Source organism: Streptomyces sp. Rer75 (genome assembly GCF_013414305.1).
Classification (GTDB): domain Bacteria; phylum Actinomycetota; class Actinomycetes; order Streptomycetales; family Streptomycetaceae; genus Streptomyces; species Streptomyces himastatinicus.
In genome coordinates, this window is sequence record NZ_CP058693.1 from 9,829,059 (window position 1) to 9,843,343 (window position 14,285).

The window sequence follows — 14,285 nt, forward strand, 5'->3', positions numbered from 1 at the left end:
GGAATCCTCGCGACGGCGGTCCGTACCCCAGGATGTGCAGCGCGCCTACGGTGCGTGCCGGGCGTCACCGGCCGTGCGCCGTCGGCCTTCTGGCGTACCCGGCGGTGCGCCGCGCCGCTGGACGAACGACCGGGGGCGCACGGCGCTCCGGGCCGTGCCCTCGGACGCCGGTCGGCCCCCTCGGCCCCCGGCCCCTGCCCCGCTCCCGGGGCGTCAGCCCGCGGTGACGAGCCGTCCGTCCTCGCGGCCGATCCAGTAGCGGCGCAGCACGTCGAGCATCACCGACACCTCGCAGGCGGTGATCCCGGGGAAGGCGGCCAGGTCGTGCGTGAGGAAGGCGGCCAGCCCCTCCTCGTTCCGGAACACCCCGTGGTGGATCACCGACGAGGTGCCCGCGACGATCGACACGTAGCGCGCGGAGGGGTGCCGGGCGAGGGCGTCGGCCACCTGCTGGATGGCTCCGGGGGCCGCGTGCAGTTCGACCACCACCTCCAGCGCGTACCCCAGCAGCGCGGGCTCGATCTCCACCCGGGGCCGGACCAGTCCCCGCCGCAGCAGCGACTGGGTGAGCCGGTAAGCGGTCGAGCGGCTGATGCCGAGTGCGCGGGCCACTTCGGCGGCGCTGGCCCGGCCGTCGTGGCGCAGCAGTTCGACCGCGCCCAGCTCCTCGGTGCTGAAGTCGGCCACGGTGGCAGATTCGGCGGGTTCGTCCAGGGGTTCGGCCACCTCCCGCAGCGCCCGCAGCTGGTCGTCGCCGAGCCTCCGCAGCCGCCAGGAGTCGGACTTGGTCGAGGCCCGCAGTACCAGTTCGGTGCGGGCCGACAGGACCCCTGGAACGGACGGGATGCGGCTCATCAGCAGCTCCCGAGCCCCGGCGCGGCGCGTGGCGTGCAGGGAGCAGTAGACGTCGGCGCGTCCCGTGGTCGTCGCCACGAACGGGACCTCGGGCAGTTCGGCGAGCCGACCGGCCACCTTCCGCGCCTGCCCCGGGACGGTGGCCACCCAGATGTGCATGGGAGTGCCCTCGGCCAGCATCGGCCATTCCACCTGCCCGATCACCCGCAGCAGCCGCTCGTCCGCGAGCCGGGTCAGCCGGCGGCCGACCGTGCTGGCCGAGCTGCCGAGCACATCGGCGAGCGCGCTGAGCGGGGCCCTCGGGGCCACCTGGAGGGCGGCCACCAGGTCGAGGTCGGCATCGTCCAGCGGGGAAGTCTCCGGCATGGAACGAATCTATCGTGCGATTGGTGCTCTATCAGTGAATCATTCTTGCGTTACAAAGCTTTTACTTGCCTCATTCCGCCACCGCCTCTCTAATGGACGACCACGCTTGCGTCATCCGACGAAGGAAGTGCGGCCGGTGAGCTCGAACGACACCACCACCACGCCCGACAACACACCACCCGGCACGCCGCCCGGGGCGCCCGCGGAGGGCTCCGCGGCGCTGTCCCGTCTGCTCCGGGTGCTCGGCGCCATCGAACGGTGGGGCAACAAGCTGCCCCACCCCTTCTGGCTGTTCGCCATCCTGAGCGCACTGCTCGCCGTGGTGAGCTGGGGACTGGCCTCCGCGGACGTGTCCGCGGACAATCCGGCCGACGGCAAGACCGTGGTCGTCCGCAGCCTGATCTCGGTCGACGGCGTGCGCTCGATGATCACCGACGCGATCACCAACTACGCCACCTTCCCGCCGCTCGGCACCATCCTCGTGGTGATGCTCGGGGTCGCCGTCGCCGACAAGTCGGGGATGCTCACGGCGATGCTGCGGGCCGGTGTCTCCCGCGTCCCGGCGCGCTGGATGACGTTCGCGCTGGCCTTCACCTCGATGGTCGCCCACATCGCCTCCGACGCCGCCTACGTGGTGCTCGTCCCCCTCGGCGGCCTGGCCTTCCGCGCGGTCGGACGCAGCCCGGTCCTCGGGATCGTGGTGGCCTTCGTGGGCGTGTCCGCCGGGTACGACGCGAGCCCGCTGATCACACCGATGGACGCCGTGCTCTCCGGACTGACCACGGCGGCCGCGCACACGGTCGACCCCGGGTACACCGTCACCCCGCTGGCCAACTACTTCTTCTCGATCGCCTCCTCCGTGGTCCTGGCCGCCGTCATCACCCTCGTCACCGAAAAGGTGTCGGCCAGGCAGGTGGCGGCGCTGCCGCCCGACAGCGGCGAGACCACCACGGAGGACGACGCCGACCCGGTCGCGCTCGACCTGCGCCCCGAGGAGCGGCGCGGACTGCGCCGCAGCGGGCTGGTCTTCCTGCTGTTCCTCGCGGCGATCGTGGTGGCCATGATTCCCGCCGGGTCGCCGCTGCGCGGCGAGGGCGGCAGCATCGTCGAGTCGCCCGTGCTCTCCGGGATCGCCGTGGTGCTCGGAGTGCTCTTCGCGCTGCTCGGCACGGTGTACGGGCGCGCGGCGGGCACCGTACGCGGCAGCCGCGACATCCCCGACTTCATGGCACAGGGCATGCGGGAGATGGCGCCGATCCTGGTGCTGTTCTTCGCCATCTCCCAGTTCCTCGCCTACTTCAAGTGGACGGGCGTGGGCCAGGTGCTCGCCATCCGGGGTGCGGATCTGCTCAAGGACCTCGGGGTGACGGGGCCGGTCGCGTTCCTGGGCATCGTGGTGGTGTGCACGGTCATCAACCTGGCGATGACCAGCGGATCGGCCATGTGGGCGCTGGTCTCCCCGGTGTTCGTCCCCATGCTGATGCTGCTGGACGTCCCGCCGGAGGCCACCCAGGCGATCTACCGCATCGCAGACTCCTGCACCAACGCCATCACCCCGATGAGCGCCTACTTCGTGATGGCGCTCGGCTTCCTCCAGCGCTACCGGCGCTCCGCGGGCATCGGCACCCTCGCCTCGCTGACCCTGCCGCTGTCCCTGGCCATGCTGGTGACCTGGACCCTGCTCTTCTACGCCTGGTGGGCGCTGGGCATTCCGCTCGGCCCCGGCGCTCCCGTCCGCTGAGCCACCGAACCCCTCCCGGAAGGACCCCTTGATGACGCTCTCCGACATCGCCGCCGCGACGGAGCGGGCACTGCCCGAGATGACCGACGACCTGCGGACGCTGGTGGAACTGGAGACGCCGAGCGACGACAAGCACCTGCTGGACGCCGGGCTCGCCGCGATCCGCGGCTGGCTGGTGGCGCGGCTCGGCGAGCCGGACGAGACGGAGCGCCACGACTGCGGCCCGCACGGCGACGTGCTGGCCGTCACCTACCGCGGCACCGCGCCCGGCACCGCGCTGCTGCTGTGCCACTACGACACGGTCTGGCCGGCCGGGACCCTCGCCGAGTGGCCCTTCGAGGTGACCGACGGCAAGGCGAGCGGACCGGGCGTCTTCGACATGAAGACCGGCCTGGTGCAGGCCGTATGGGCGCTGCGGCTGCTGCGCGAGCTGAAGCTGCCGCATCCGACCGTCCGGCTGCTGCTCAACGGGGACGAGGAGATCGGCAGCCTGTCCTCCCGGCCGCACATCGAGCGGCTGAGCGACGGCGTCCTCGCCACCCTGGTGTTCGAGGCGGCGCAGAACGGGGCGCTCAAGACCTCGCGCAAGGGCGTGGGGCTGTTCGACGTGACCGCGCACGGCGTCGAGTCGCACGCCGGGCTCGACCCGCTGGCCGGAGCCAGCGCGATCCACGCCCTGGCCGAGGCCATCCCGCACATCACCGCCCTCGGCGCCCCGGAGCGGGGCACCACCGTGAACGTGGGACTGATCAGCGGCGGCACCGGCCGCAACGTGGTCGCCGCGCAGGCGCGCTGCGGCATCGACATCCGGATCGCCGAACCGGCCGAGATGGCGCGCATCGACGCCGCGTTCGGCGCCCTCGCCCCCGCCGACCCGCGGGTGCGGCTGGCCGTCAGCGGCGGATGGAACCGGCCGCCGATGGTTCCGAACGAGCCGTCCCGGCAGCTGTTCAAGCAGGCCCACGCCATCGCGGCCGAACTGGGCTGGGAGCTGGAGGAGACCGCGGTCGGCGGGGCGAGCGACGGCAACTTCGTCTCCGCGCTCGGGCGGCCGGTCCTCGACGGCCTCGGCGCCCTCGGCTCCGGCGCCCACGCCCGCCATGAACACACCCTGCTCGACGCCGTCCCGGCGCGCACCGCGCTCGCCGTCGGGCTGCTGACCGCCCTGGCGTCCGACGCCTCGTAACGCGGGCCGCACAACGCCGCCGCCCGCCGCCGTGACGGTCACTCACGGCGGCGGGCGGCGGCGTTGCGAACGGGTCAGGAGACCAGGAAGTCGGCCTTGCCCTCCTTGGCGCCCTGGATGAACGCGGTGATCTCGCTGCGGGTGTAGATGAGCGCCGGACCGTCCGGGTCCTTGGACTGACGGATCGCGACCCGGCCGTCGTCCAGCTTCATGACCTCGACGCAGTTGCCGCCGTTGCCACCGCTCCACGGCTTGCGCCAGCCTTCGGTGCCGAGGTCGGTGGCGCGCATGCCGTTGTAGATGCGATCCATGCAGATCAGAGCTCCTTGCGGAAATCGCGGAGGATTTCCTTTGTGCGTCGTGCGGTTGCCGCCTGGGCCGCCATGCGGTCCATGGCCTCCAGGTGGGAGGCCACCTCGATGCGTTCATCGAGGTAGACGGCGCCGGTGAGGTACTCGACGTAGACCATGTCCGGCAGTTCGGGAACAGCGAAGCGGAAGAGGACGAAGGGCCCGTAGGTGCCCGGATGGTGACCGGTGGCGAACTCCGAGATCTGCAACGTCACATGCGGCATCTCGGTGCTCTCCAGCAGCCGGTCCACCTGTCTGCGCATCACCGAAGGCTCGCCGACGGGTCTGCGCAGCACGGTCTCGTCCATCACGACCCACAGCCGGGGCGCCTCCGGGCGGTTCAGCAGCGACTGGCGCTCCATGCGCAGCGCCACATGCCGCTCGGCCTCCTCGGGCCCGGCCTTGCCGATGGCGCCGGTCTGCATGACGGCGCGGGCGTAGTCCTCGGTCTGGAGCAGACCGGGGACGAAGTGCGGCTCGTACGCCCGGATCATCTCGGCCGCGCCCTCCAGGCTGACGTGCACGCTGAACCAGTCCGGCAGGATGTCGTGGAACCGCTGCCACCAGCCGGGTCGGTTGGCCTCCTCGGTGAGGGAGATGAACGCTTCCAGCTCCGAGCCGATGACGCCGTAGGAGTCCAGCAGCATCCGCACATAGGGCACCTTGAGGGCGACCTCGGCGGTCTCCATGCGACGGACGGTGGCCGGGGCGACTCGTAGCACCTGCGCGGCCTGTTCGCGCTTGAACCCCGCCTTCTCGCGCAGCTCCTGGAGACGCTTCCCGAGGACGACCTGGCCCACGGTCGGGGCCGACCGCGGTTCGCTCACCTTGCTACCTCCCCTGCCCCCGTGACTGATGCCCGAAGTCTGCCATGTCCAGTGAGGCCCGGACACACTGCACAAGCAACTCTGCACAATTCAGAGTGTTACTTGCCATGTGTGCGCGGCCGTCGGGATAGTTGCTTCATGATCCCGTTACTGAGGCCGCCGCTATCGAGCTACGACGCGGTGGGGGTGGCCGAGCGGTACGGGCCCGCGGTCATGGAACGGCTGCCCCGGGTGGGCTGCGTCCTGGCCGCCGGCGGCCGCTGGTGGTGGATCGTGCCGTCCCGGTCGGACGTCGGCGTCAACTGGCCCTCGGCGGCCGTCTACGCGGTCGGCGCCGTGCCGACCGGCCCGCCGCCCGGGCGGCGGACCGGCCGGGCGGCCGAGGGACCGCGGGTGGTGCACTCACCGGACGACGGAGTGCCCTACACCCACCCGCTGGTGCTGCACATCGCCGTCTGCGCGGTGGCCGGGGTGTCCCCGGCCTGGCCGCGCGAGGACCGGCGTTCCGGGTCATGACGTGCCGTCGTCCGTCTGGAGGTACGCGGCCGGGCGCGGGTAGCGCATCAGCGCCGGCCCGGAGCCGTCCGGGTCCTTGTCGGCATCGGCGGGCCGGGTGGGCCGGGCCGGGGTCGAGGCCCTCAGCTCGGCGGGGTCGTAGTCGATGACCTGGGTCTGCTCCGCCGGGGCCGGCTCCGGCACGGCGTTCTGCTCGGGCCGGAAGAGCGGGATCTGGTCGAGCGCCGTCTGCTCCGCGGGCGAGGGCCCCTGGATGTACCCGGCCATCGCGCCCTGCGCCTGGGCCTGCGGCTGGACGACCGGGATCTGGCCGGTCTCGGCCTGCGCCATCTGCATCTGCGCGCTCTGCGCCTGCGGGGTCTGGACCTGCGGGTTCTGGGCCATCTGGAGGTAGGGCGCCTGGCCCTGCGCCGCCTGGGGCTGCGGCGCCTGGGCCTGCTGCATCTGCCCCATCTGGGGCTGCTGCATCGCCGCCTGCTGCATCTGCTGCTGAGCCTGAGCCATCTGCTGGGCCATCTGCTCCATCGGCTGCATCGGCTGCATCTGTTGCATCGGCTGCTGGGGCATCTGCTGGGGTATCTGCTGCTGCATCGGCGCCTGGTACAGGGGCGTCTGGACCGGGGGAGTGGCGACGTACGCGGGCGCCAGCTCGGCGGGCGGCTGCGACGCGGACGGCGACTGCCCGGACGACACCGACTGCCCGTACGGGTCGGACTGCTGCCCGTACCCGTCCGGGGCGATGCCCTGCGGCGCGGGCAGGGCGTCCGCCGAGTACAGCTGCTGCTGCGGAGCCTGCTGCATCTGCTGCATTTGCAGGATCTGCTGCATCTGCTGCGGGGTCTGCTGGGTCGGCGGCTGGGGTTCGGGGGCGACGGGGGCCGCGGGCAGCTGCGGCATCTGCTGGTACTGGTAGTCCAGCTGCTGGGCCGGGCCGGAGTAGAGCGGCGCCTGGAGGTCCCAGCCGCGCTGCTGGTCGTAGGAGACCTGGGGGGCGTAGTAGGAGGTGCCGTAGAGCACGGTGCTCAGCCCGGTCAGCAGCCGCTGCACATCCGGCTGGGAGCGCACCACCAGTCGCATGAACTGGCTGCTGCTGCCCAGCTTGTTGCCGCATTCGCGGACCAGGACGCCGTGCTGGGTGAGGAGTTGGTCCCGCACCCAGGCGCCGTCCGTGCCGCCCGGCAGCTTGACGAAGACGAAGTTGCCCTGGGAGGGGAAGACCGTCATCCCGGGGAGCCCGGCCAGCTGGGTGGTCATCTCCTGCCGGTCGCGGCTGAGCATGCGCAGGCTCTGCACGTACTCCTGCCGGTACCGCTTGAGCATGAAGACGATGACCTCGGCGAAGGAGTTCAGGTTCCACTTCGGCAGCCGGGAGCGGATCTGCACGGCCAGCGCCGGATTGGCGACGAGGTAGCCGAAGCGGACGCCGTGCAGTCCGAAGCTCTTGCCGAGGCTGCGCAGGACGATGACGTTGGGCCGCAGGATCGCCTCGTCCACGACGCTCGGATACGCCTCGGCGTCGGCGAACTCCAGGAAGGACTCGTCGATCACCACCAGGTCCAGATCGGACAGCGCGTCCATGAGGCCGATGACGGCCTGGCGCGACAGCAGCCCGCCGTCGGGGTTGTTGGGATTGCAGATGACGGCGACCCGCGAGCCCCGGGACCGGACGAATTGGACGAACGCCTGCGGGTCGAGCGCGAATCCGCTCATCTCCGGGAGCTGGAACATGTCGACCCGCTTGCCGGTCTCCATCGGCTGGTCCGTCCACCGGCCGAAGGTGGGAATCGGCACCGCGAGGCTTTCCTTCACCAGCAGATGGTCGATCCAGGTGATCAGCTCGGTCGAACCGTTGCCCATCGCCATGGTCTGCGGCTGTAGGCCCAGCACATCGGCCAGTTCGGCGGTGATGGTGTCCGCGGAACTCGGGTAGTACGTGAGGATCTCCCGCAGCCTGACCGCCATCACGGCGAACATGGCGGGGGTGGGGAAGTACGGATTGCAGGGGATGCAGAAGTCCACAAGCTCCTGTCCGCCACCCGTGATCCCGGCGCGGTTGAGCGCGAAGAAAGACGGGCTGTGGGCGGTGCCACGGAAGAGTTCCATGGCATCACCGGAATTGCCGACTGCGGCAACAGTCACGGCGGGACCTCCTCGGTCGCAAGGGGTCGTGCAATCACGACCGTTGCGGCTCGTCCCTCGAGCCTGACGCATGATCCCAAAAACGTGGGGGACCTGAGGATTTTCGTGGGGTGTGCGCGAAACCAAGGGACAGGTGTGCCCTGATCGAATAAAATTCCGCCTCTCGCTCATGCTGTCGCCCGCTCTTTCGGAGCGGCGGTGGCGGTCGGAGCGTCAGGCGGGGTCGTCCGGCGGACGCTCGCCGTCGGTGAGGGCGGCCCGGTCCTGGTGCGCTACCCACACAGCTACCTGAGCACGCGAGCTGAAACCAAGTTTGCTCAAAATGTGCTCAATATGGCCCTCGGCGGTGCGCTGTGCTATCACCAGCGCGGCGGCGATCTCCTTGTTGCTGAGCCCCTGCGCGACGAGCTGGGCGATCTCGGTCTCCCGGGGTGTCAGCGGCGACGGCCGCTCGGGTGCCGCCGCCTCCCCGCTGGGCAGTTGGTCCTCCAGCGCGTAGACCAGCGCCTGGTCGTAGGGGAGCCGGGCACCCTGTTTGACGGCCGCGTTGTACGCCGGTCTGCCCAGCGCCCGGGCCACGTCCGCCTCGCACTCGTCGTGGTAGTGGACCAGGTGTCCGTAGCCCGACAGCGAGGCGCCGATCGACTGCCAGACGGTCCGTGCGATGCCCAGCAGCCGGGCCGACCGCCGGTAGTCCCGGTCGGTGGCGGCGATCCAGGCCAGCACCTCCAGGTTGACCCCCACCCCCAGCGGATCGTCGAGCGAGCGGTTGAAGGTCAGGCTGTCCCTCTCCAGGGCGGTCGCGCGGGCGGTGTCGCCCTGGCGCCACACCTCCACGCCGAGCGCCATCATCGTGTACGCCCGGTGCCAGCCCTCGCCGTAGGCGTCGCACACTTCGAGGGACTCCTCGCCCAGCGCGACGGCGCGCGGCGAGTCGCCGATGAAGGAGTGGGCCAGGGAGAGCCGGATGAGGGCCAGCGCGAGCCCGACCGGGTCGCCGGTGGCCCGGTGGCGGGCCACCGCCTCCTCGTAGAGCGCGATCGCGGACGGGGCGTCACCCCGGTACATGGCGACCATGCCGGAGTAGAGCGCCGCGTACGCCAGGACCGGGGCCAGGCCGAGCCGTTCGCCGAGGGCCCGGCTCTCCTCCAGCATGGCCGCGGCCGCCTTGGTGTCGGACTGGATGATGGCCAGCCAGCTGTTGGTCCACAGCGCGCGCGCCCGCACCTCGGTGGGCTCCGGGCAGGAGGCGAGCCCCTGGTCCAGCCAGCGCCGCCCCTCGCCGAGGTAGTAGCTGGTGATCCAGTGGTAGAGGAGGTCGGCCGCGATCCCCAGGCCGCAGGCGGTCTCCTCCGGCTCCGCGAAGCTGGACTCCAGGGCGCTGCGCAGATTGGCGTGCTCCAGCTGGAGCCGGGTGAACCACTGCACCTGGGCCGGGCCGAACAGCGCGGCGCGCGCGTCGGCCGCCAGCTGCCGGTAGTAGTCGCGGTGCCGCCGCAGCCGGTCGGGCTCCTCCCCGGCGGCGGCGAGCCGTTCCCGGCCGTACTGGCGCAGCGTGTCCAGCATCCGGTAGCGCACCGTGGTGCCGTGCTCCTCCCGGAGCAGCACCGACTTGTCCACCAGCTCGGTCACCAGGTCCAGGACGTCCTCGCGGGCGATGCCGTCGCCCGAGCAGACCGCCTCGGCCGCCTCCAGGTCCAGGGTTCCTGAGAACACCGAGACCCGGGCCCACAGCAGCCGCTCCCGCTCGGTGCACAGGTCATGGCTCCAGTCGATCAGCGCCCGCAGCGTCTGGTGCCGGGGGAGCACCGACCGGGAGCCGGTGGTCAGCAGCCGGAAGCGGTCGTCGAGGCGGTCCAGCAGCTGCTGGACGGACAGGGCGCGGAGCCGTACGGCCGCCAGCTCGATCCCGAGCGGAATGCCGTCCAGCCGTCGGCACACCCGCTCCACGGCGTCCCGGTTGGCGTCGGTGACGGCGAAGCCCGGCAGGATCGACCCGGCCCGCTCGACGAACAGCCGCACCCCGTCGCACTGGGCCAGCGCCGCGGTGGACAGCCGCGGCCCGGTGGCATCGGGCAGGGCCAGCGCCGGAACGGCGAGGGTCTGCTCACCGGCGGTGCCCAGCGCCTGCCGGCTGGTGGCCAGGATGCGCAGCCGGGGAGCGGCCCGCAGCAGCCGGTCGGCGAGCAGCGCACAGCCCTGGATGAGGTGCTCGCAGTTGTCCAGGACGAGCAGCGCCTGCTTCTCGCGCAGATGGTCCACGAGGACGTCCAGTGGCGGCCGGGCGGACTGGTCCCGGACCTCCAGGGCCTCGGCCACGCTCTGGGCGAGCAGATCCGGGGTCTCCAGTGCGGCCAGTTCGACCAGCCAGACCCCGTCGGCGAACGCCCGGCGCGCGTCCTCGGCGACCCGCAGCGCCAGCCGGGTCTTGCCGACCCCGCCCACCCCGGTGAGGGTCACCAGCCGGGAGGCGGACAGCATCCGCCGGGCCTCGGCCGCCTCGTGCCGACGCCCCACGAAAGTCGTCACCTCGGCCGGCAGCCTGCCTGTCTGCCGCCCGGTCGGGGTGCTCGTCGCCACCGCACCCATTGATGCCTCGCACCGGCCTCGGGCGGGCGGGAGTCCCCGCTCGGCCCGAACGGTCACTGTCCAGGCTATGCCCGAGGGGCGGCCCCCACAGCCCGGCGACGCCCCTCGTAGCTCCCTCGGCTCCGTCGTCGCCTCTCTCGCGGCGTCACCGACGGCGAGCGGTGGTCGCCCGGGGTGACCGGTGGGGGCCGGGGCGGGGTGCCAGGGGCGGATCAGGTAGCCATCCGGGGAGATCTCCCCTCCTCGCGGTCCGGTCCGCCGTCGCATCCTGGTGTCTGTGCAAGTGCTCCGCCGAGATCCGGCGGAAGATCGAAGGTTCGCCATGTGCCTCCATCAGCCCCCGTGTCCTCCCGCCGACGCCCCCGACCACGATTCGGCGCGTCTGGTGGCCACCCACCCCGAGCAGGGGTGGAGCCTGCTCTGCAACGGAGTGGTGATCTTCGCGGACACGGGTGAACTGCTCCCTGACGGGCGCGTCATCCCGGCGCCCCGTGCCTGCCCCGACCAGGCGGGATGAAGTACGACGAAGGGAGAAGCGATAGAGAACTCCACGCCTCGTACCCACACAGTGATACGGAACGGCCCGGGGACGGAACGGTGAACGCCCTCACCACACCTTCCGCCTCCGGGCCACTGCGCGTCCATGCGCGTCTGTGGAGGACTCTGCGCGTCTCCGTGGGTCTTCGCGATCGGCGTTGATCGCCAGGATGCTGTTCGTGTAGCCTGATGATCGCGTCGAGTAATTTACTTGTGCGAATTTGACACCATCGGGGGTGCGAGGGGGCCGCTGTGCTGGACCGGGCCAACGATTCCGGTTTACCCAGCCTGCTGGTCGGCCGCACCAGTGAGCTGACCGTGCTGACCAGTCACGCGGAGGCCGCCTGCGCCGGGCGGTCCGGCCTGGTGGTGCTCTCCGGACCCGCCGGAATCGGCAAGACCAGCCTGCTGCGCGCCTTCCTCGACGGCGACACCTGCCGGAAGATGACCGTTCTGCACGGCACCTGCGGCCAGGTCGTGGCCGGTTCCGGTTACGGCGGCGTACGCGCCCTCTTCGGTCCGCTCGGGCTGACCGCCGACGACGCACACGACTCCCCACTGCTCCAGGGCAGCGCCCGCCGCGCCCTGCCCGCGCTCGCCCCCCGCCCCGGTGACGAGGAGCCGCCCTCGCCCGCGACCGCCTACCCCGTGCTCCACGGGCTCTACTGGCTCGCGGTGAACCTCATGACGCAGGGCCCGCTCGTGCTCGTCCTCGACGACGCGCACTGGTGCGACGAACGCTCGCTGCGCTGGATCGACTTCCTGCTGCGCCGCGCCGACCACCTGCCGCTGCTCGTGGTGCTCGCCCAGCGCACCGAGGCGGAGCCCGTCGCGCCCGCCGCGCTGGCCGACATCGCCGCCCAGCCCCGCTCCTCGGCGATCCGGCTCGGCCCGCTGACCGACGCCGACGTGGCCGAGCTGGCCCGGCAGATCTTCCCGCTCCCCGTCGCGCCGTCCTTCGTCGAGCGCGTGGCCGCCGTCTGCGGCGGCAACCCCCTCACCGTCACCCGGCTGCTGCACGAGCTGCGGGCCAAGGGGGCGCGGCCGGACGACACCGGGATCCGCGAGATCGCCGAGGTCGGCCAGTACGTGGTCGCCCAGTCGGTGCACGCGCTGTTCGAGCGCCAGCCCGGCTGGGTCCGGGACGTGGCCACCGCGATCGCCGTGCTCGGCGAGGAGGACCCGGAGCACATCGGCGCCCTCGCCGCGGTGCCCGCAGCCCGCGTCGAGGAGGCCGTGACGCTGCTGCGCGGCGCCGAGATGGTGGCGCCCGACCGCCCCGACCTCGCCCATGACGTGGTGCGCTCGGCCGTGCTCGACGCCGCCGGGGCCGACGCGCTGGCCGGTCTCCGGGCCCGGGCCGCCCAGCTGCTCAGCGACGTCGGCCGGCCCGCCGAAGAGGTCGCCAACCAGGTGCTGCTGGTGCCCGGCACCCCCCAGCCGTGGATGCGCTGGGTGCTGCGGGAGGCGGCCGCCCAGGCCACGAACCGTGGCGCGCCCGAGGCCGCCGCCCGCTATCTGCGCCGGGTCCTGGAGGCCGAGCCCGACAGCGTGTCCGCCCATGTCCAGCTGGCCGGGGCGCTCGCGGAGACCCACCCGGTGGAGGCGATCGGGCTCCTGAAGGACGCCCTCGACCTCACCGCCGACCTGCGGGCCAAGGCGCCGATCGCCGTCCAACTCGCCATGACCTGCCTGACGGTGCAGCAGTCCCCGGCCGCCGTACGGACGCTCGGCGGCGTGCTGGACGCGCTGGAGGCCGAGTTGGGGCCCGACTCCGAACCCCGCGACCGCGAACTGGTCACCCTCGTCCGGTCCGCGCTGCTGATCAGCGGATGCGACGAGAAGGCGACGCTCACCACCGTCCGGGAGCGGTTCGCGCACCTCGCCGAACCGGCCGGGGACACTCCCGCGCAGCGGCAGCTGCTGGCCATGATGACCGTGCTCAGCGCGATGGAGGGCACCTCAGCGGAGCGTACGGTGCGGCAGGCCCGCCGCGCCCTGCACCCTTCGGGAGTGGCGCTCGGCAACTGGTCGCTGCTCTTCTCCGCGTTCACCCTGGGCCTGGCCGACGAGGTCGAGGACGCGATGGAGGCGCTGGACCGCTCGCTGCGGTACGGCCAGGAGAACGCCGCGGTGTGGTCGTACGTCCTCACCCTCTCCACCCGGGCCCTGATGCTGCACGGCCTCGGGGCGATGCCGGACGCCCTGGCCGACGCCCAGACCGCCGTCGAGATCACCAGCCATGAGCGGTGGGGCGGCCATATGACGATGCCTCAGATCGCGCTGGCGACCGTCCTGATCGACCGGGGCGAGCCCGAACGCGCCGAGGAGCTGCTGGGCCAGGTCACCCGGCCGAACCTGGACGGGTTCGTCATGGAGTACCACTGGTACCTGATGGCCCGCGCCCGGGCCCGCTGGGCGCTCGGCGACGGCCGGACCGCGCTGCGGCTGCTGCTCGACTGCGGCTCGTCCCTGGAGGAGACCGGATTCGCCAACCCGTGCTTCATCCCCTGGTGGGCCGAGGCGGCATGGGTGTACGCCGCCGAGAAACGCGCCGACGAGGCCCGGGAGGTCGTCGACCACGGCACCGAACTCGCCCGCCGGTGGGGCACCCCGCGCGCCCTCGGACTCGGCGCGCTCGCCCGCGGCATGACCACCCGCGGAGAGACCGGCATCGGCCTGCTCACCGAGGCCGTCGCGCACCTGTCGGCCTCACCCGCCCGCGCCGAGCACGCCCGGGCCGAATTCATGCTCGGTACCGCCCTGCTGGACGCCGGGGACTCCCGCGGCGCCCGCGAACACCTGCGCGCCTCCGCCGACCTCGCCCAGAGCTGCGGCGCGCTGGCGCTCGCCAAGGGCGCCCGGCGACGGCTGGTCGCCGCGGGCGGCCGGATGCGCGAGATCACCGGCTCCCCGGTGGACCTGCTCACCGGCACCGAGCGCAAGGTCGCCACCCTGGCCGCGGCCGGGGCGGGCAACCGGGAGATCGCCCAGTCGCTCTTCGTCACCGTACGCACCGTCGAGACGCATCTGACCAGCGTCTACCGGAAACTGGGGCTGACCCAGCGGGCCGAACTGGCCTCGGTGCTGCGCACGCAGAGTGTTCCGCACCCCCAGGCTCCGGCCTGGGTGTCCGCGGCACGCGGCCGTGGCTGAGTGCGACGTCCCGGCGCTTCTCC

10 protein-coding genes are annotated in these 14,285 nt (G+C 72.1%); 5 read left to right on the forward strand and 5 right to left on the reverse strand.

Going from position 1 to position 14,285, the window contains the following annotated elements; genetic code table 11:
• Window positions 1-213 precede the first annotated feature (213 nt).
• On the reverse strand, window positions 214-1,221 hold the full coding sequence (locus HYQ63_RS41435; protein WP_179939195.1) for an Lrp/AsnC family transcriptional regulator: 1,008 nt from the start codon (window positions 1,219-1,221) through the stop codon (window positions 214-216).
• A 136-nt stretch (window positions 1,222-1,357) separates the two neighbouring features.
• Between HYQ63_RS41435 and HYQ63_RS41440 the strand changes: the two genes are divergently transcribed.
• Both HYQ63_RS41440 and HYQ63_RS41445 read left to right on the forward strand, forming a co-directional pair.
• Window positions 1,358-2,962, forward strand: coding sequence for an AbgT family transporter (locus tag HYQ63_RS41440; RefSeq protein WP_257232490.1), 1,605 nt, complete (start codon window positions 1,358-1,360; stop codon window positions 2,960-2,962).
• Between the two features lie 31 nt (window positions 2,963-2,993).
• Window positions 2,994-4,148, forward strand: coding sequence for a M20 family metallopeptidase (locus HYQ63_RS41445; RefSeq protein ID WP_179939197.1), 1,155 nt, complete (start codon window positions 2,994-2,996; stop codon window positions 4,146-4,148).
• Window positions 4,149-4,222: 74 nt separating this feature from the next.
• On the opposite strand, the gene HYQ63_RS41450 is transcribed toward HYQ63_RS41445, so the two are convergent.
• Together HYQ63_RS41450 and HYQ63_RS41455 are read right to left on the reverse strand one after the other, a co-directional pair.
• A complete protein-coding gene (locus HYQ63_RS41450) occupies window positions 4,223-4,459 on the reverse strand; it encodes a DUF397 domain-containing protein (protein ID WP_009720660.1) in 237 nt (78 codons plus the stop codon).
• A gap of 5 nt (window positions 4,460-4,464) precedes the next feature.
• Window positions 4,465-5,325 carry a helix-turn-helix transcriptional regulator gene (locus HYQ63_RS41455; RefSeq protein WP_179939198.1) on the reverse strand — a complete coding sequence of 287 codons (861 nt, stop codon included), beginning with the start codon at window positions 5,323-5,325 and terminating at the stop codon, window positions 4,465-4,467.
• Between the two features lie 138 nt (window positions 5,326-5,463).
• On the opposite strand from HYQ63_RS41455, the gene HYQ63_RS41460 reads away from it, so the two are divergent.
• Entirely contained in the window at window positions 5,464-5,841 is a 378-nt protein-coding gene (locus HYQ63_RS41460; protein ID WP_179939199.1) for a hypothetical protein, read from the forward strand.
• Here HYQ63_RS41460 and HYQ63_RS41465 read toward each other — a convergent pair.
• Complete coding sequence (locus tag HYQ63_RS41465; RefSeq protein ID WP_257232491.1) at window positions 5,836-7,980, reverse strand: aminotransferase class I/II-fold pyridoxal phosphate-dependent enzyme; 2,145 nt, start codon at window positions 7,978-7,980, stop codon at window positions 5,836-5,838. The two genes, HYQ63_RS41460 and HYQ63_RS41465, sit on opposite strands and share 6 nt — an antisense overlap.
• 213 nt (window positions 7,981-8,193) lie before the next feature.
• Complete coding sequence (locus HYQ63_RS45765; protein ID WP_306664873.1) at window positions 8,194-10,509, reverse strand: LuxR C-terminal-related transcriptional regulator; 2,316 nt, start codon at window positions 10,507-10,509, stop codon at window positions 8,194-8,196.
• Window positions 10,510-10,891: 382 nt separating this feature from the next.
• On the opposite strand from HYQ63_RS45765, the gene HYQ63_RS45355 reads away from it, so the two are divergent.
• Together HYQ63_RS45355 and HYQ63_RS41475 are read left to right on the forward strand one after the other, a co-directional pair.
• Complete coding sequence (locus HYQ63_RS45355) at window positions 10,892-11,086, forward strand: DUF5999 family protein (protein WP_257232492.1); 195 nt, start codon at window positions 10,892-10,894, stop codon at window positions 11,084-11,086.
• Window positions 11,087-11,358: 272 nt separating this feature from the next.
• Complete coding sequence (locus HYQ63_RS41475; protein ID WP_179939201.1) at window positions 11,359-14,262, forward strand: LuxR family transcriptional regulator; 2,904 nt, start codon at window positions 11,359-11,361, stop codon at window positions 14,260-14,262.
• Window positions 14,263-14,285 lie beyond the last annotated feature (23 nt).